This window comes from Candidatus Methylopumilus turicensis, assembly GCF_000953015.1.
Taxonomy (GTDB): Bacteria; Pseudomonadota; Gammaproteobacteria; order Burkholderiales; family Methylophilaceae; genus Methylopumilus_A; species Methylopumilus_A turicensis.
Window position 1 is genome coordinate 499,000 of record NZ_LN794158.1, and the last position, 15,667, is coordinate 514,666.

A 15,667-nucleotide genomic window follows, 5' to 3' on the forward strand; every position below is an offset into this window, starting at 1 on the left:
CTTAACTTTTGTAGAGTTTCGCTTTATATTTTTGTTGATTAACTCTTGTAGAGTTCATCAAGCTTTTGTTCAAAAGCGTGGTAACCCAAATAATCGTAAAGCTCCATGCGGCTTTGCATCAGTGGTACTACATTCTTTTGTGTGCCTTCTTTACGAACAGCCTCGTAAACTTTAAGCGCTGCTTGGTTCATGGCGCGGAAAGCGGAAAGTGGATACAGCACCATGCCTACATCTGCAGTGGCAAGCTCTTCAACTGTAAATAGTGGTGTTGAGCCGAACTCAGTAATATTGGCTAGCACAGGCACTTTGACGGCATTGGCAAACTGCTTGTACATGCTAAGTTCTGTCATGGCTTCAGGAAAAATCATGTCAGCACCAGCCTCAACGCATGCACATGCACGGTCAATCGCTGATTGCAAACCTTCAACAGCAAGCGCATCAGTGCGAGCCATGATGACGAAACTAGGATCGGTTTTTGCGTCCACTGCTGCCTTAACGCGATCCACCATTTCTTGTTGGCTCACCACGGCTTTATTCGGGCGATGACCGCAGCGTTTTGCTTGCACTTGGTCTTCAATATGCACAGCCGCGGCGCCCATTTTGATCATGGATTTGACTGTGCGGGCGATGTTAAATGCACCACCAAAGCCTGTGTCGATATCAACTAACAAAGGCACATCCGTGGCATCGGTAATGCGACGCACGTCTGTCATTACATCATCCATCGTTGAGATGCCAAGGTCGGGCAAGCCAAGTGATCCAGCCGCAACGCCGCCACCAGAAAGGTAAAGTGCTTTGTAGCCAACTTGTTCAGCAAGTTTTGCGTGGTAAGCGTTAATTGCGCCGATGATTTGCAAAGGCTTTTCTGCGGCAAGTGCTGCGCGGAATCTTGCGCCGGCTGAATTAAGGGTCGTCATGTTAATGTCCTAGGTTTTAAGCAAAAAAGTATTATGCGAAAAAAGCGTGTTCAGCTTCGGCAGGAATGCTAATGCCACTCACTTTTGCTTTTTGTAATACTTCCCAGTAGTAGCGATACGTTGCTCTATCATGCAGCTCGCCTGCATGTTGAATTGGTCCCCATTCCGCTTTTTGTGCGGCAATCAAAATGTCAGCTGCATCTTGTACTTCATCGAGATTAGGCTTCATGGCATCTACAATCGCTTGAATTTGGGTTGGGTAAATACTCCACATTCTTAAGAAGCCAAACTCTTGGCGAGCACGAGAGGCATCGCTATTGGTTGCTACGGTATTTTTCAAATCTAGAGACACATTGTGCGCTGGGACAATGCCATGCATTAAAGCTGCAGCAACCACTTCTGATTTTGCGCGTGCAAGTAAGCGGTGTTCGAATTGCCCTGGGCTGCGCATTGCCGACGCTGGAATTGCGCCGTGATGGCCACTCACAAAGTCCATGAGACCAAAGTCTAAAACTTGAATCCAAGGCAAAGCAGCAATCTCGAATACTTCATGCAAAGCGCCATGTGTTTCAATCAATATATGGATAGGAATTTCACGCTTGATGCCATGTTCCTTACATTTGGTTTGAATGTAAGTGATCATTTCTTTTACTTGCGCCGCATTGGTCGACTTTGGAATCGTGATATAAGCCACAAGATTGCCGATGCCTTCGACAAAAATATCGACGTCTTGGCGCCAAGCAGGGTGGGTGTAGTCGTGAATACGTACACCCGCCATTTTGTGTTTGTTTGCTTGAGATTGCTGAACGCGCACAATCATCTCGGCATGTTCGCGCTCTTGACCTGCCGCAGCGCCATCTTCACAGTCGCAAGTAATGTCAAAAATTGGACCTAGCTCATCTTGAATTTGTAATGCTTTTAAGATGAGCTTCTCGCTGCCCGCAAAATGCTCGCAACTAGGAATCACTGGAAAGGCTTTTTCGCCTTTAAACAATGCGTCGTTTGGGTGGACTAGAGTATTCAAGAACTTTTCCTTTTTTCCAAAATTGCTTTTAAGATTTGCGCGGCATGAGGACGGTATAGTCCAAATCCAACACCACATTTGGGTTGTAGCTGCGTTTGCCATCAACATTGCTTGAAGCTTCAGCGATGGATTTTAGTGGAGCGCCTTTTACGCCAATTAAGCGTAAACGAAGTGCGCCGACATCCTTGCGACCTGGGATCTCAAAGCGATCAAGCACTGCGCTATGGGCGTAAATCGTGTCGCCGCCAAACGTTGGATTGCAATGTGCTCCACCGTTAATTGCAGCAATGCTGAGTGCGTTTTCCAAGCCCTCATAACTCAACGCACGGCACACAGACATCACGTGGCCACCAAACACTAGGCGTTTGTTGTAAGTGGATTTTGAAGCGTCAAAATGCAGGCGCGCAGGGTTTTGGTACAATTTAGTCGCTAAGGTGTGGTCGCTTTCATCAATCGTCATGCCGGATGGATGTGCGATTTCTTCGCCTACGTTGTAGTCATCCCATAGGAAGTCGCTGCCTGTCATCGAAGTATCAAAGCCGTTGTATTCAACATCGTGTGGAATATCTAAGTCTTTTGCTTGAACTACTGTATCCAGTGTTGGCAATACTGTTTCAGGGGTTGGCGCATTGGTATCATTTTTACGCACCATCACCCAGCGCACCCATGAGATCACTACTTGGTGGTCTTGGTTAAGCGCTTCACATTGCACATATACAATGCCACTTTTGCCATCGGAGTTTTGCTTGAGGCCAACCACAGTAGATGTTGAGCTGATGGTGTCGCCAGCATAAATGGGTTTCACGAACTTCACCTGGGCGTAACCTAAGTTGGCAATAGCATTAATCGAAATATCTGGCACGGTTTTGCCAAGTGCCATATGAAAAGCAAGTAAATCATCAATAGTGCGGTTTTTGTAACCCATGGCATGTGCTACGGGTTGTGCAGAGTGAATCACTTGGCGTGCGCCAGTTAATGCAATATATAAAGCGCTATCGCCATCGGATATTGTGCGGGGCGTTGCATGATGAAAGACTTGCCCGATATGGAAGTCTTCAAAAAAATTGCCTCGTGGGCTTTTGTTTGTCGCGTTGCTGTTATGCACTTTCTGCCTCCAATTTTTGGATCATTTCGCTGAGTATCAGCAAGCGTTTGGCTGCTTCAACTTGGTGTTTTTCAATGAGGCGGCCTTCAACCACCACAGTGCCTCGGCCTGCTGCATTGGCGGCTTCTAATTCTGTAATCACTTCTTGCGCCAACTCCACCTCAGCACGTTTGGGGGTGTAAGCATCGTTGCAGTAGTCGAGCTGAAAAGGATGCACCAATGTTTTGCCATCTAAGCCTAAATCGCGACCCATTCGGCATGCATATTCGAATGAGTGCATATCTTTTAAGTTGGTGTTGATGCCATCCACAATAGAGCGACCATATGCGCGAGCGGCTAATTGCACCATGGATAAGCTGGTTAAAAGCGGGAGGCGTTCTAAAGTAATGCGTCCACGTAAATGCGAGAGCAGGTCTGAAGTGGCCATCACCATACAGGCGATGCGATCTGAAGCGCTGGCGATCTCTTCTGCATGCAATACAGCAAGTGGACTTTCTATCATCACCATAATAGGAATAGTGGTGTTGCCTGCATCTTTTAATATGTCGAGCACCGTAAGAACATCCTCACGACTTTCGATATTGGGAAACAAAATCGCATCCGCACCAATGTTGGCGACTGCGTAAATATCATCTTTGCCCCAAGGCGAGTCGATGTCATTGACTCTTACGACCACTTCACGGGAACCAAAGCCACCCTCTTTTACTGCAGCCACAACATTCTTTCGAGCTTCTTCTTTTGCTTCGATAAGAATTGGATTGCCTAGATCAAGAATGACGGAGTCGACAATCAGCGAACGCGCTTTATTAATATAGCGTGTATTGCATCCTGGTACATAAAGCATGGATCTGCGTGGTCGAAACAAACCGTTCATACATTCTCGATTCGAAAGTTATTAATACAGTGCGAAAAAGTTCCCTATATGTGAAACGATTTTAGCGAGAGAAAACACTGAAGTCAATAAAAATATATATATCTTATATAAGACATAAAACTATAGACTTTTAATATTTCCTTGAGTTAAACTTGCGCTTATGGTTACTACAAATACATCAACAGTCCTTTCATATCAGCCACTCTACGAGCAAATCAAGCGCATGCTGACGCAGAGTTTGATCGAGGGTGAATGGAGGGCTGGTGAAGTGATTCCCAGCGAAATGGAGTTGGCTGCTCGCTTTAGAGTGAGCCAAGGTACCGTTAGAAAAGCCATTGATGAATTGGTATCAGAAAATATTTTGATGCGACGTCAAGGCAAGGGGACCTATGTCAACACGCACAACGAAAAGGGAATGCAGCTTCGATTTCTGCGTTTGACGGATGAGAGTGGCAATAAAGCTTTTCCAAAGAATAGTTTGCTTTCTTGCACGCGAGGCAAAGCTAACGCAAAAATTGCCAAAGCTTTAAATATAAAAGCGGGCACTTCGATTATTGAAATTAAGCGTTTGTTGGGATTTGAAGGGCGGCCTCTGATTTTAGATCACATTATTGTTCCCTCTGCCGAATTTTCTGGCTTAGGCGCTAAGCAGATTGAAGAGTATCAGGGATCGCTGTATCGAATGTATGAGCAAGAATACGATATCCGTATGGTGCGTGCGGTTGAAGATATTCGTGCGGTAGGCGCAGACGAAGAAGCGGCAGATGCTTTGAACTTGGAAGAGGGCGCACCTTTGTTAAGAATTGAACGTATCGCTTTTACTTACGGTGATAGGCCATTGGAATGGCGCTTAGGTTTATGTTTGACCGATAGTTATCACTATCGAAATGAGCTTGAGTAAACCTATTCATTTTCGAATTACATCTTAAAAAGAAACCATCATGAGCGATTTAAAAACCAGAGCATTGCATTATCACCAGTTTCCAAAGCCGGGCAAGCTGTCGGTTGAGTCTTCCAAACCTTGTGCGACGCAAGCGGATTTGTCTTTGGCTTATACCCCAGGTGTTGCAGAGCCTGTGCGTGAGATCAATCGTGACCCTGAAAACGCTTACAAATATACCAACAAGGGCAACTTGGTTGCCGTGATTACTGACGGCACTGCGGTATTGGGCTTGGGTAATATGGGTGCGCTAGCCAGCAAGCCTGTGATGGAAGGTAAGGCGGTATTGTTTAAGCGTTTTGCTAATATTGATGTGTTTGATATTGAAGTGACCGCACCAAGTATTGAGGCTTTTATTGAAACAGTCGTGAATATTGCACCAACTTTTGGTGGCATTAACTTGGAAGATATTGCCGCGCCACACTGTTTCCGCATTGAAAAAGAGTTGCGTGAACGTTTAGACATCCCAGTTTTTCATGATGACCAACATGGTACGGCGGTGATTGTGGGTGCGGCATTACTCAATGCATTGGCAGTGCAAGGTAAAAAGCTTGCGGATGCAAAAATTGTATTTTTGGGGGCTGGCGCGGCAGGCTGTGCTTGTGCTCGCCTACTTAAAGTGATGGGTGCACAGCATTTGGTGATGGTGGATAAGTCTGGCGTGCTGAAAACAAGCCGTCCTGATTTACACGATATGAACCGTGATTTGGCCACAAGCCGAGATGTCAACACCTTAGCTGAAGCGATGGTGGATGCGGATGTATTTATTGGCGTTTCTGCAGCGAATGCCTTGTCGCCAGAGTTATTGAAAGTCATGGCGGCTAAGCCAGTGGTGTTTGCTTTGGCAAATCCAGATCCAGAAATCTTGCCTTCATTAGCGCATGCAGTGCGTGACGATATTTTGATGGCAACAGGCCGTTCAGATTTTCCAAACCAAGTAAATAACGCGTTGTGTTTCCCTTATTTGTTCCGCGGTGCTTTAGATGCGCGCGCAAAACAAATCACCACGGCGATGCAAGTCGCTGCAGCGGAAGCCTTGGCTGAAATTGCCCGTGAACCAGTGCCACAAGAAGTGCTGGATGCTTACCAATTAACTGAGTTGTCATTTGGTAAGGAATACATTATTCCTAAGCCATTTGATCCTCGCTTAATGGCCCGTGTTTCTGGACGTGTGGCGGATGCTGCACGCGCTGAAGCCGCTCTGGATCAATAGGGAAAACAACATGGCCTCATCTTATCCAAAAGCGCCCCAAAGAAAACGCCCAAAAAATCTGAATTTGCTCACGATACGTCTGCCGATTCCTGCCTTGGTGTCGATCATGCACCGTGTAAGTGGCGCATTTTTGTTTATGTTACTGCCTGTTTTGCTGTGGGTGTTGCATCAGAGCTTGGCTAATGATGAGTCTTACCAATTGGCGCAGGCGGTTCTCCATCATCCGATTGCTAAGCTGATTTGTTTGGCGGTGACTTGGGCTTATTTACATCATGCTTGTGCGGGCATTCGTCATTTGGCTTTGGACGCACATTATGGCTTACGTCTTAACTACGCCCGAGCGACCAGTCGTGCGGTGTTGATCGTTAGTGGCTTGCTCACATTAAGAATGGGAATTTGGCTATGGTAGATCGTAAAAAACCTGCACACGGCTTTAGTGATTGGGCTTGGCAGCGAGCGACCGCAATCATGATGGTCATCTACAGTTTATTGCTTGCAGTGCGCTTTGTGGTGGATGCGCCCAGTGTTGGTTTTGATGGTTGGCATACATGGTTTGCGCCAATGTCATTTAGAGCGATCACCTTACTATTTTTATGGGCCTTGATTTATCACGCCTGGCTTGGGGTGAAAGAGATTTTAATGGATTACGTTCACAACGTCGGCATTCGCGCTAAGTTGCAAAGCTTGTTTGGCTTGGTTTTGGTGGGCGATGCCATTTGGGCAGCTTATATACTTTGGAGTCTAGCGTAATGGCCTCAGCAATCGAGATTAGAAAATATGATGCCATCGTGATTGGTGGCGGTGGCGCAGGCTTGCGTGCAGCTTTGCAATTGGCCGATAGCGGCTTAAGTGTTGCTGTCCTTTCCAAAGTTTTCCCGACCCGCTCACACACTGTCGCAGCGCAAGGGGGTATTGCAGCTTCACTTGGTAATGTGGGGGAAGATAACTGGCACTGGCACATGTACGATACCATCAAGGGCTCAGATTATTTGGGTGACCAAGATGCGATTGAGTTTATGTGCAAAAACGCGGCTGAAGCGATTTATGAACTTGAGCATTTTGGGATGCCGTTTGACCGTTTAGAAAACGGCAAAATCTTTCAACGTCCATTTGGTGGTATGTCTAAGAAATATGGTGCGGAATCTGTTGCCCGCACTTGTGCAGTGGCTGATAGAACTGGTCATGCCATGCTTCACACGCTTTATCAGCGTAATGTTTACGCGAAAACAGACTTTCTGATCGAGTGGTTTGCGCTTGATTTAATTCGTGATGCTGAAGGCGATGTGTTAGGGGTGACAGCCATGGAAATTGAAACTGGTCAGATTTTTGCGCTCCACGCGAAATCAACAATGTTTGCCACAGGCGGTGCGGGGCGAATTTTCCAGGCAAGCACGAATGCCTTTATTAATACGGGCGACGGCTTAGGGATGGCGGCACGTGCTGGTGTGCCTTTACAAGATATGGAGTTTTGGCAATTCCATCCAACAGGTGTTGCTGGCGCTGGGGTTCTGATTACAGAGGGCGCCCGAGGTGAGGGCGGTTATTTGGTCAATGCTGAAGGCGAGCGCTTTATGGAGCGTTACGCGCCAAATGCTAAAGACTTAGCGAGTCGTGATGTGGTATCGCGGGCTATTGCCACGGAAGTGAAAGCTGGCCGTGGTGTTGGTATTGATGGTCAGGCGGTATTGCTTAAGCTTGATCATTTGTCCGAAAAAGTCATCGATACTCGCCTGCCTGGGATACGAAATATTGCGATTAAGTTCGCTAATGTGGATCCTGTTCACTCTCCAATTCCAGTCGTCCCAACGGTGCATTACATGATGGGGGGGATTCCCACCAATTTAAACGGCCAAGTCATCGATAATGAAAAAGTCGTGAATGGTCTTTATGCGATTGGTGAATGTGCTTGTGTTTCTGTGCACGGAGCCAATCGGCTGGGTTCAAACTCATTGCTTGATTTGATGGTGTTTGGCCGTGCTGCTGGCAACCATACAGTAGAAACGCTTAAAGGGTTTAGTCATAAGCCATTGCCAGCTGACTTTGCAGATCAAACCTTAAGTCGTCTTGACCGTTTAGATCATCAAAAATCAGGCGAAGTGGTGGCTGAAGTGGGGGATGCAATGCGTAGAACAATGCAAGTGCATTGTGGTGTATTTCGATTCCCAGATTTGATGTCAAAAGGGGTGCGCGAAATTATGCAAATTGAAGAGCGCATTAAGTCACTTGAAATTAAAGACAAAAGCAAAGTGTTCAACACCGCCCGTGTTGAAGCGCTTGAGCTTGAGAATTTAATTGAAGTGGCAAAAGCCACCATGGTGTCGGCAGAAGCGAGACAAGAGAGTCGCGGTGCACATTGTCGTGAAGATTTTGCGGCGCGAGATGATGAGCAATGGCTAAAACACTCATTGCATTATCGTGAAGGTAATCGCCTTGCATATAAGCCAGTTCGCTTAAAACCACTCACCGTGGATAGCTTCCCATTAATTGCAAGAACCTATTAAGCCGGGGATAAGGAAAAAATGAAATTTTCTATTTATCGTTTTAACCCAGATGTTGATAAAGATCCGTATATGCAGGAGTACGACATTGAGCTTGTGCCCGATACGCGGATGTTGCTGGATGCCCTCATCCAAATTAAAGCCCTCGATGACACTTTAAGTATGCGTAAATCTTGCCGAGAAGGGGTGTGTGGCTCAGATGCTATGAACATCAATGGCAAGAATGGTTTGGCATGTATGACGCCTTTAGAGGGAATTAAACAGCCCGTGGTGCTTCGCCCACTCCCTGGTTTGCCCGTGGTGCGTGATTTGGTGGTGGATATGGAGCAATTTTTTGCTCATTACAACTCGATTAAGCCTTACTTAATTAACAATGATCCGCCACCTGCCACTGAGCGTTTGCAATCGCCAGAAGACAGGGCAAAGTTAGATGGCCTTTATGAGTGTATTTTGTGTGGTGCATGCACGGCAGCGTGCCCTTCCTTCTGGTGGAATCCTGATAAGTTTGTAGGTCCAGCTGGCCTAATGCAAGCCTATCGATTCATTTCAGATAGTCGAGATCAGGCGCAAGAAGAGCGTTTGGAAAACCTTGAAGATCCCTATCGTTTGTATCGTTGCCATAACATTATGAATTGTGTAGATGTGTGCCCTAAGGGCTTGAATCCATCGAAAGCGATTAATGAAATCAAAGCGCTTAAAGTGAAGCAAAAATTTTAATGATGGCCGATGCGCAAACAGCTAACACTCCAACAATAGATACGCACGATGCTGAGTTGAGGCGCATGGAGTGGCGCTGTCGGCGTGGCATGTTAGAGATGGATTTGTTGTTTGTTGATTTTGTGAGTCGCCATTTGCCAAGTTTGAGCGACACACAAATTTCAGCCTTGGATAAGTTGCTAGATTTGCCAGATAACGAGCTGTGGAACTTAGTTTCTGAAGGCGAAGATGTCAGCGATTTAGCAACTGCGCAAGTGTTAACGATGTTGCGCAGTAAGCAATAAAGTAAAAAAACGGATAGTTCTTTTTAATCCCATTTAATAGGGAAAGTACGATGAGCCAAGACCATACCTACAATTCAGATCCATACGCCAACGCGGACTATTGCCGTGTTGTGTCGCCACATGTGTTGGGTGATTATTGGCCGGGCATCCAGCTCTACTATCCGCCAGTTAAATACTCGCCAGCGCAGGGCATTTATGAGGATTTAGAAGCCGCTTCAAAGCGCATGAAAAAACATGCGCTTAATACCCATGCGCATACCTTGATTTTTGATTTGGAAGATGGTTGTCGTCAAAAGGAAATGAGTCGTGAATTGCTGAGGAATGAATTGCCAGCATTCATGACGAGCAATAAAAAAGTTTCAATTGCTGTGCGGATTAATCCGTTTAGAACGGAGGAGTACGAGCGCGATATTGCTTTCGTGCGTGATATGGCGGATGTGATTGATGTGGTGATGCTCGCCAAAGCTGGCGAGGCTTATGGTGCTGCTGAAGTGCGCGATTTGTCTAATTTGCTTGCGGGCTGGAATGACAAAATCACGATTCAGCCGATTATTGAGCATCCTAAATCGCTCAAAATCGCCCATGAATTGATGCAGTATTCCACCGTTAAACACGTGGTGTTTGGTATCCATGACTTCTCAAAGGCGATGGGTATTCACATCACGCCAGAGCACTGGACTGAAGAGTTGAAGTACTTCATGAATCAACTCATGTTTGAAGCACGTATTGCCGGTAAGGGCGTGATTGGTGGTGTGGAAACTTTAATTGGCTCAAGCAGTATGCCGGAGAAGTTTTTAGAGCCACATGATGTGCGTCGTTGGTTAGATTTGCACGGTGAAAACGAGTCACGCATTGTTTACAAACACGCCTGCCAAGAAGCGGCGATGGGCTTAACTGGTAAGCAAGTCATTCATCCTGCGCATATTCATTTATGTAAGGTGGCCTATACGCCATCACCCACTGAGATTACGCAAAAAATCAAAATTCTAAAAGCGGCGATTGAGGCTGATGCGCTTCTTGGTGGTGCGATTAAGTTTGAAGGTGAAATGCTTGATCCACCAATGTTTGGTAAGGCGCTACAAACGTTGCTTCGTGCCAATGCTTTACGTGCACTAGGTCCAGAAGATACCAAGTTTGCACTGACCGTGATGCAGATGTTGCCAACGCAAGTGATTAGTCAAAACTGGCCATACGGTTTAATTCTGTAAGTTTGGTTTTATAAGCGAATATTAAGTAAAGGGAGTTATCAAATGTCAGTAACGACTACACAAGCACCGTTTGCACCATTCGAAAAATGGGTGTGGCAAGTGCCAGCGCATTTCAATATTGGTGTGGCTTGTACTGATATTCATCTTGGCACGCCCGCTGAATCCGCGATTGCGATGATCGTCGAAGATGACACACTAGGCACCTCTGAAATTACTTTCGCTGGATTATCAAAACGAACACATCAGTTTGCACAGCTACTCAGAAATATTGGTATTGCAGCAGGTGAACGAGTACTCATTCGTTTGCCAAACAGTTTGGATTATCCAACAGCCTTTTTGGGTGCGATGAAGCGTGGCGCGATTTCAGTGCCTACTTCAACATTGCTGACAGCTGATGAAGTGGTTTATTTAGCTAAAGATTCTGGCGCCCAAGTATTGGTGACTGATAAAGCCGCTTGGAAAACATTACGCGAAGGCTTGAATGGCGTGGGTGGTTTAACCCATGTATTGCTGTCTGGTGAGGGTGAATGCTTGCCTGCGGATGGCCTAGAAGTGCTCGATTTGGCCTCTAGCTTAGAAGCCATTTCCACTTGGGATGCGCCACATCAAACCAAGTCAGATGACCCTGCGTATTTGGTGTATACCTCAGGCACAACAGGTTATCCGAAGGGTGTATTGCATGCACACCGCTCAATGATTGGTCGTCAGCCAGCGTCTAAATATTGGTTTAATTTCAGTCCAAACGGCGACCGTATCATGCACTCAGGCAAGTTCAATTGGACTTATGTTTTGGGGACTGGCTTGATGGATCCGCTCTTTCAAGGCAAAACGGTCATCGTGCATGAAGGCAAAAATGATGCGAATACATGGCCGCGCTTGATTCAAAAACATCAGGCCACGATTTTTATTGGGGTCCCGACAATTTACCGTCAGATTTTGCAAAAAACTGAATATGTGCAAAAGGACTTGCCTAGCTTGCGTTACTGCATGAGTGCTGGTGAACACTTGTCTGATGAAGTGTTAGCCCAATGGCATGAGCGCTTTGGCATTGATATTTACGAAGCAGTAGGCATGTCTGAGTTTTCATATTACTTGTGCGAAACTAAGTCTCGTCCAATTCGCCCTGGTTCAGCAGGTTTTGCCCAGCCAGGGCATGATATTGCGCTGCTAGACCCTGAAACCTTGCAGCCGGTAGCGCAGGGTGAAGAGGGCGTGATTAGCGTTCCGGATACTGATCCAGGTTTATTTATTCACTATTGGAATCAACCAGAAGAAACGGCTAAACATAAACATGACGGCTGGTTTATTACAGGCGACTTTGCGCGCATGGATGCCGATGGTTATATTTGGTTCTTAGGCCGCAAAGACGACATTATTAAAAGCTTTGGTTTCCGGGTTTCACCTTATGAGGTTGAGCGCGTGTTGAAGTCACACCCAGATGTGGCAGATTGTGCTTCTGTGGCAGAAACGATTGAAAAAGATAAGGTGTTGGTCGTGGCTTATATTATTCTGCAGCCAGGTAGCACTGCTACCGCAGACGATTTGTATGCATTTGGTAAAAAGCATTTGGCGGCATACAAAGCGCCTAAAGTGGTTTATATTACTGACCAATTTCCACGCACTAAAAACGGCAAAATTTTACGCCGTGATGTGAACCCAACTATTGCATTAAGCAGATCGAGTACATGAGCCTAAATAAGCCGATTATCACTAAATCAGACTTTGTTGCGAGCGTTGCGGATGCTTTGCAATTTATGTCTTACTACCATCCTGTGGATTTCATTCAGGCTTTAGGTGATGCCTATGAAATTGAAGAGTCTCCAGCCGCAAAAGATGCAATTGCACAAATTTTAACCAACTCTCGCATGTGTGCTGAGGGTAAGCGTCCTATCTGCCAAGACACAGGCATTGTGGTGGCTTTTGTGAATGTTGGCACAGGTGTGGAGTGGGAGCAGGGCGCAGATGTTGAAGCTTGGGTGAATGAGGGGGTGCGTCAGGCTTATTTGTTTGCAGACAACCCGCTGAGAGCATCGATCGTAGCTGACCCTGCGGGCAAACGAGCTAACACTAAAGATAATACGCCGGCCGTTGTGCATGTGCGCTTGGTGCCAGGCAATACGGTGGAAGTAAATATCGCCGCTAAAGGTGGCGGTTCTGAGAACAAAGCAAAGCTAGCCATGCTGAATCCTTCTGACAGTATTGTGGATTGGATTTTAAGCGTGGTACAGGAGATGGGCGCTGGTTGGTGTCCACCGGGTGTATTGGGCGTTGGTATAGGTGGAACCGCTGAAAAGGCAGTGTTGCTGGCTAAAGAGTCGCTCATGCAGCCGCTCGATTTAGCAAAATTGCGGAAACGAGGCGCAAGTAATCGTATCGAAGAGTTACGCTTGGAAATTGCAGATAAAGTAAACGCGCTTGGTATCGGTGCACAAGGTTTAGGTGGCTTAACGACTTTATTGGATGTGAAAATCTTAGATTATCCAACCCATGCGGCCTCATTGCCTGTAGCCGTTATACCTAACTGCGCAGCAACGCGTCATGCGCATTTTGTATTGAATGGTTCTGGCGCGGTGAAACAAATTCCGCCTGATTTAGCAGATTGGCCTGATGTGACTTGGGCCCCCAATCAAGCTTCCCGGCGTGTTGATTTAAATACGGTGACGGCCGCCGATGTGCAAACTTGGCAGCCTGGAGAAACCTTACTCTTAAATGGTAAGTTACTCACTGGCCGAGACGCCGCGCATAAGCGGATTGCAGAGATTTTAGCCCGAGGAGAATCTTTGCCTGAGGGCGTAGACTTAACTAATCGTTTTATCTATTACGTCGGTCCTGTTGATCCTGTGCGCGGCGAAGCCGTTGGTCCTGCAGGCCCAACCACAGCGACACGTATGGATAAATTTACCGACATGATGCTTGATAACACAGGCTTGTTAGGGATGGTGGGTAAAGCTGAGCGTGGTGAAGAAACAATTGCTTCTATCAAAAAGCATCATTCGGTGTATTTAATTGCTGTGGGTGGCGCGGCTTATTTGGTGTCGCAATCTATTCAATCTGCGCGTGTCGTTGCGTTCGCAGATTTGGGTATGGAGGCGATTTATGAGTTTGATGTAAAGGATATGCCCGTAACTGTTGCTGTAGATGCTCAAGGTGCTTCTGTGCACACTTCAGGACCTGCAAAATGGCAGAAGATAATCGCAAAGAAATCTTAGTTAGACGCCTGTCCATTGCTTGAGTATTTTGAGTTGTTGTTTCGGCGTGCCATAGTTAAATCTAAATTCGCACTCCTTCAAAAACAAAGGAAATGTGTTTTTTGGGATGCCGTTATATTTTCTTAACATGCGCTTAGTCTGATTCCAGAAATTTTCAGTTTCACCAATTAAATATCTAGCCTGCTCGGCATCTTCAATATTGCTCACACGTTCTTGATAAAACTCATTCACGTCTAATGCCTGATCTTCATGATAGCCTTTAATATAGACAACGCTATCAGGCACTAATAGATTGGGTGCAGCTGCAGTTAAAAGCGCCGCGGTTGTTTGGCCAGTCATTTTGGTGAAGATTTTTCCTTGCCTTGATAAAATACCAAATACGGCGTGCTTGTCTTCATCCGTTTTATATTGCTTGTTGTCGCGAGGCTCACCAAAATGTGACTCATCCAATATAAAGTCGCCGTTAAATGCTTGACTCGCATCTTCTGCCAGATAATGTGCAATCACTTCACGGATTTTTCGGTAAAACAAAGCGGCAGTATTTGGTTGCATTTCCATTAGGTCAGCGGCAGAGCGTGCAGTAACGCCCAGCACAAAAAACTCGATCATTTTTTGTTGTTCTTTTTTGGACAGTTTGCAACGACTTATCCTGACCCTTTTAGGGGTCTGTTTTAACGATGACTGATTTTTTGACACGGCTATTTTCATGTTGAAACTGTTCTTTATCGTGATGGACGAGCGAATTCACCCAATGATTATAAGAAGATTGCACGTCTATATGTTAAATATTTAACATATAGACGCCTATATTTTATATACCATTTCTGATTTTATATTGTATTTGTTATATATGTAATATTTGTTGATTTTTACGAGCCAAAACCCCTTCAAAATCAATTAATTATTAGGATTTTAACCATTAATTTTGTTAAATATTTAACAAAATTAACGTAAAAAATAGTTTGTACATTAATTTCATTTTTGTAATAAAATTCGTTTTGTTTTTGCTTTTCACCTTAATTATCTACGACACCAATATAAAAATTATATGAAGAATTCAACCTCAAATAGTGCTGATGCGCTCCCAGAGTTTTATAGCACCCGTGAAGCGGCTGAAAAACTTGGTTTGTCACTGGGCACTGTCCAAAAAATGGTGGAAACAGGCGCACTAAGTGCTTGGAAAACAGCTGGCGGTCATCGGCGCGTGATTGCAAGCTCTGTGACTAGCTACATGACCGCGAGGGAGTCTAATATTCGTGCAGTGCGTAATCAGCAACTGTCTATTTTGGTTGTCGAAGATGACACTGAAATACAAAAGCTTTATGCCTTAAATGTGGCTGAGTGGGACTTGAATGTTGATCTGAAGCTAGTAGGAGATGGTTTAACTGCTTTGCTTCATATTGCAAAGCACTACCCTGATTTGGTCATTGCAGACTTACGCATGAAGGGATTAGATGGCTTTGAAATGATTCATACCCTGCATAACGACTCAAGCTTTGACGAAATTGATATTGTTGTCGTTACTGGTATGCATAAAGATGAAATTGCTGCGCGTGGTGGATTGCCTAAAGGCATGACGGTGTTAACAAAACCTATTTCATTTTCAACTTTAGAAGGCTATGTAAAAGCCAAGGAAGCAGCAAGAGCAAGGCTTCAGTAATACGATTTGGGGCTGACT

General features: G+C 45.6%; 16 protein-coding genes. 11 read left to right on the top strand and 5 right to left on the bottom strand.

The window, feature by feature from the left end; genetic code table 11:
* Positions 1 to 38: 38 nt before the first annotated feature.
* The 4 genes from prpB to BN1209_RS02665 are packed head-to-tail and all read right to left on the bottom strand — an operon-like array spanning position 39 to position 3,920.
* Positions 39 to 917, bottom strand: coding sequence for a methylisocitrate lyase (prpB, locus tag BN1209_RS02650; protein WP_045750826.1), 879 nt, complete (start codon positions 915 to 917; stop codon positions 39 to 41).
* A gap of 31 nt (positions 918 to 948) precedes the next feature.
* Positions 949 to 1,941, bottom strand: coding sequence for an HpcH/HpaI aldolase/citrate lyase family protein (locus BN1209_RS02655; protein WP_045750827.1), 993 nt, complete (start codon positions 1,939 to 1,941; stop codon positions 949 to 951).
* A gap of 28 nt (positions 1,942 to 1,969) precedes the next feature.
* Positions 1,970 to 3,046: a MaoC family dehydratase gene (locus BN1209_RS02660; RefSeq protein WP_045750828.1), complete on the bottom strand. Its 1,077-nt coding sequence runs from the start codon at positions 3,044 to 3,046 to the stop codon at positions 1,970 to 1,972.
* Positions 3,039 to 3,920, bottom strand: a complete 882-nt coding sequence (locus BN1209_RS02665; RefSeq protein ID WP_171816493.1) for an HpcH/HpaI aldolase/citrate lyase family protein — start codon at positions 3,918 to 3,920, stop codon at positions 3,039 to 3,041. The genes BN1209_RS02660 and BN1209_RS02665 overlap by 8 nt, the downstream gene beginning before the upstream one ends.
* Positions 3,921 to 4,080: 160 nt before the next feature.
* Between BN1209_RS02665 and BN1209_RS02670 the strand changes: the two genes are divergently transcribed.
* From BN1209_RS02670 to BN1209_RS02715, 10 genes are read left to right on the top strand one after another with little or no spacing between them, the layout of a single operon-like run.
* Positions 4,081 to 4,821: a GntR family transcriptional regulator gene (locus BN1209_RS02670; RefSeq protein WP_045750830.1), complete on the top strand. Its 741-nt coding sequence runs from the start codon at positions 4,081 to 4,083 to the stop codon at positions 4,819 to 4,821.
* 40 nt (positions 4,822 to 4,861) lie between these two features.
* A complete protein-coding gene (locus BN1209_RS02675) occupies positions 4,862 to 6,073 on the top strand; it encodes a malic enzyme-like NAD(P)-binding protein (RefSeq protein WP_045750831.1) in 1,212 nt (403 codons plus the stop codon).
* A 10-nt stretch (positions 6,074 to 6,083) separates the two neighbouring features.
* Complete coding sequence (gene sdhC / locus BN1209_RS02680; protein ID WP_045750832.1) at positions 6,084 to 6,482, top strand: succinate dehydrogenase, cytochrome b556 subunit; 399 nt, start codon at positions 6,084 to 6,086, stop codon at positions 6,480 to 6,482.
* Positions 6,476 to 6,823: a succinate dehydrogenase, hydrophobic membrane anchor protein gene (sdhD, locus tag BN1209_RS02685; protein WP_045750833.1), complete on the top strand. Its 348-nt coding sequence runs from the start codon at positions 6,476 to 6,478 to the stop codon at positions 6,821 to 6,823. Before sdhC ends, sdhD begins: the two co-directional genes overlap by 7 nt.
* Positions 6,823 to 8,574 carry a succinate dehydrogenase flavoprotein subunit gene (sdhA, locus tag BN1209_RS02690; RefSeq protein ID WP_045750834.1) on the top strand — a complete coding sequence of 584 codons (1,752 nt, stop codon included), beginning with the start codon at positions 6,823 to 6,825 and terminating at the stop codon, positions 8,572 to 8,574. Before sdhD ends, sdhA begins: the two co-directional genes overlap by 1 nt.
* Before the next feature lie 18 nt (positions 8,575 to 8,592).
* Entirely contained in the window at positions 8,593 to 9,288 is a 696-nt protein-coding gene (locus tag BN1209_RS02695) for a succinate dehydrogenase iron-sulfur subunit (RefSeq protein ID WP_045750835.1), read from the top strand.
* Positions 9,288 to 9,572: an FAD assembly factor SdhE gene (locus BN1209_RS02700; protein WP_052661081.1), complete on the top strand. Its 285-nt coding sequence runs from the start codon at positions 9,288 to 9,290 to the stop codon at positions 9,570 to 9,572. Before BN1209_RS02695 ends, BN1209_RS02700 begins: the two co-directional genes overlap by 1 nt.
* 50 nt (positions 9,573 to 9,622) lie before the next feature.
* Positions 9,623 to 10,780, top strand: a complete 1,158-nt coding sequence (locus BN1209_RS02705) for an HpcH/HpaI aldolase/citrate lyase family protein (protein ID WP_082048373.1) — start codon at positions 9,623 to 9,625, stop codon at positions 10,778 to 10,780.
* Positions 10,781 to 10,822: 42 nt separating this feature from the next.
* The gene (locus BN1209_RS02710; RefSeq protein ID WP_045750836.1) at positions 10,823 to 12,469 is read left to right on the top strand and encodes an acetate--CoA ligase; all 1,647 of its coding nucleotides are present in this window, start codon (positions 10,823 to 10,825) and stop codon (positions 12,467 to 12,469) included.
* Positions 12,466 to 13,989: a fumarate hydratase gene (locus BN1209_RS02715; RefSeq protein ID WP_045750837.1), complete on the top strand. Its 1,524-nt coding sequence runs from the start codon at positions 12,466 to 12,468 to the stop codon at positions 13,987 to 13,989. Before BN1209_RS02710 ends, BN1209_RS02715 begins: the two co-directional genes overlap by 4 nt.
* Here the strand turns inward: BN1209_RS02715 and BN1209_RS02720 are convergent, their stop codons facing one another.
* Positions 13,990 to 14,697, bottom strand: coding sequence for an IS1595 family transposase (locus BN1209_RS02720; RefSeq protein WP_045750838.1), 708 nt, complete (start codon positions 14,695 to 14,697; stop codon positions 13,990 to 13,992). It lies immediately after the preceding gene.
* Positions 14,698 to 15,037: 340 nt separating this feature from the next.
* Between BN1209_RS02720 and BN1209_RS02725 the strand changes: the two genes are divergently transcribed.
* On the top strand, positions 15,038 to 15,649 hold the full coding sequence (locus BN1209_RS02725; RefSeq protein WP_045750839.1) for a response regulator: 612 nt from the start codon (positions 15,038 to 15,040) through the stop codon (positions 15,647 to 15,649).
* Positions 15,650 to 15,667: the final 18 nt, after the last annotated feature.

What these genes read in the sequence shown, in the direction of transcription:
- prpB (WP_045750826.1), bottom strand. Translation starts at nt 917, where the DNA reads ATGACGACCCTTAATTCAGCCGGCGCAAGATTCCGCGCAGCACTTGCC.
- BN1209_RS02665 (WP_171816493.1), bottom strand. Translation starts at nt 3,920, where the DNA reads ATGAACGGTTTGTTTCGACCACGCAGATCCATGCTTTATGTACCAGGA.
- BN1209_RS02670 (WP_045750830.1), top strand. Translation starts at nt 4,081, where the DNA reads ATGGTTACTACAAATACATCAACAGTCCTTTCATATCAGCCACTCTAC.
- BN1209_RS02675 (WP_045750831.1), top strand. Translation starts at nt 4,862, where the DNA reads ATGAGCGATTTAAAAACCAGAGCATTGCATTATCACCAGTTTCCAAAG.
- sdhC (WP_045750832.1), top strand. Translation starts at nt 6,084, where the DNA reads ATGGCCTCATCTTATCCAAAAGCGCCCCAAAGAAAACGCCCAAAAAAT.
- sdhD (WP_045750833.1), top strand. Translation starts at nt 6,476, where the DNA reads ATGGTAGATCGTAAAAAACCTGCACACGGCTTTAGTGATTGGGCTTGG.
- sdhA (WP_045750834.1), top strand. Translation starts at nt 6,823, where the DNA reads ATGGCCTCAGCAATCGAGATTAGAAAATATGATGCCATCGTGATTGGT.
- BN1209_RS02695 (WP_045750835.1), top strand. Translation starts at nt 8,593, where the DNA reads ATGAAATTTTCTATTTATCGTTTTAACCCAGATGTTGATAAAGATCCG.
- BN1209_RS02700 (WP_052661081.1), top strand. Translation starts at nt 9,288, where the DNA reads ATGATGGCCGATGCGCAAACAGCTAACACTCCAACAATAGATACGCAC.
- BN1209_RS02705 (WP_082048373.1), top strand. Translation starts at nt 9,623, where the DNA reads ATGAGCCAAGACCATACCTACAATTCAGATCCATACGCCAACGCGGAC.
- BN1209_RS02710 (WP_045750836.1), top strand. Translation starts at nt 10,823, where the DNA reads ATGTCAGTAACGACTACACAAGCACCGTTTGCACCATTCGAAAAATGG.
- BN1209_RS02715 (WP_045750837.1), top strand. Translation starts at nt 12,466, where the DNA reads ATGAGCCTAAATAAGCCGATTATCACTAAATCAGACTTTGTTGCGAGC.
- BN1209_RS02720 (WP_045750838.1), bottom strand. Translation starts at nt 14,697, where the DNA reads ATGAAAATAGCCGTGTCAAAAAATCAGTCATCGTTAAAACAGACCCCT.
- BN1209_RS02725 (WP_045750839.1), top strand. Translation starts at nt 15,038, where the DNA reads ATGAAGAATTCAACCTCAAATAGTGCTGATGCGCTCCCAGAGTTTTAT.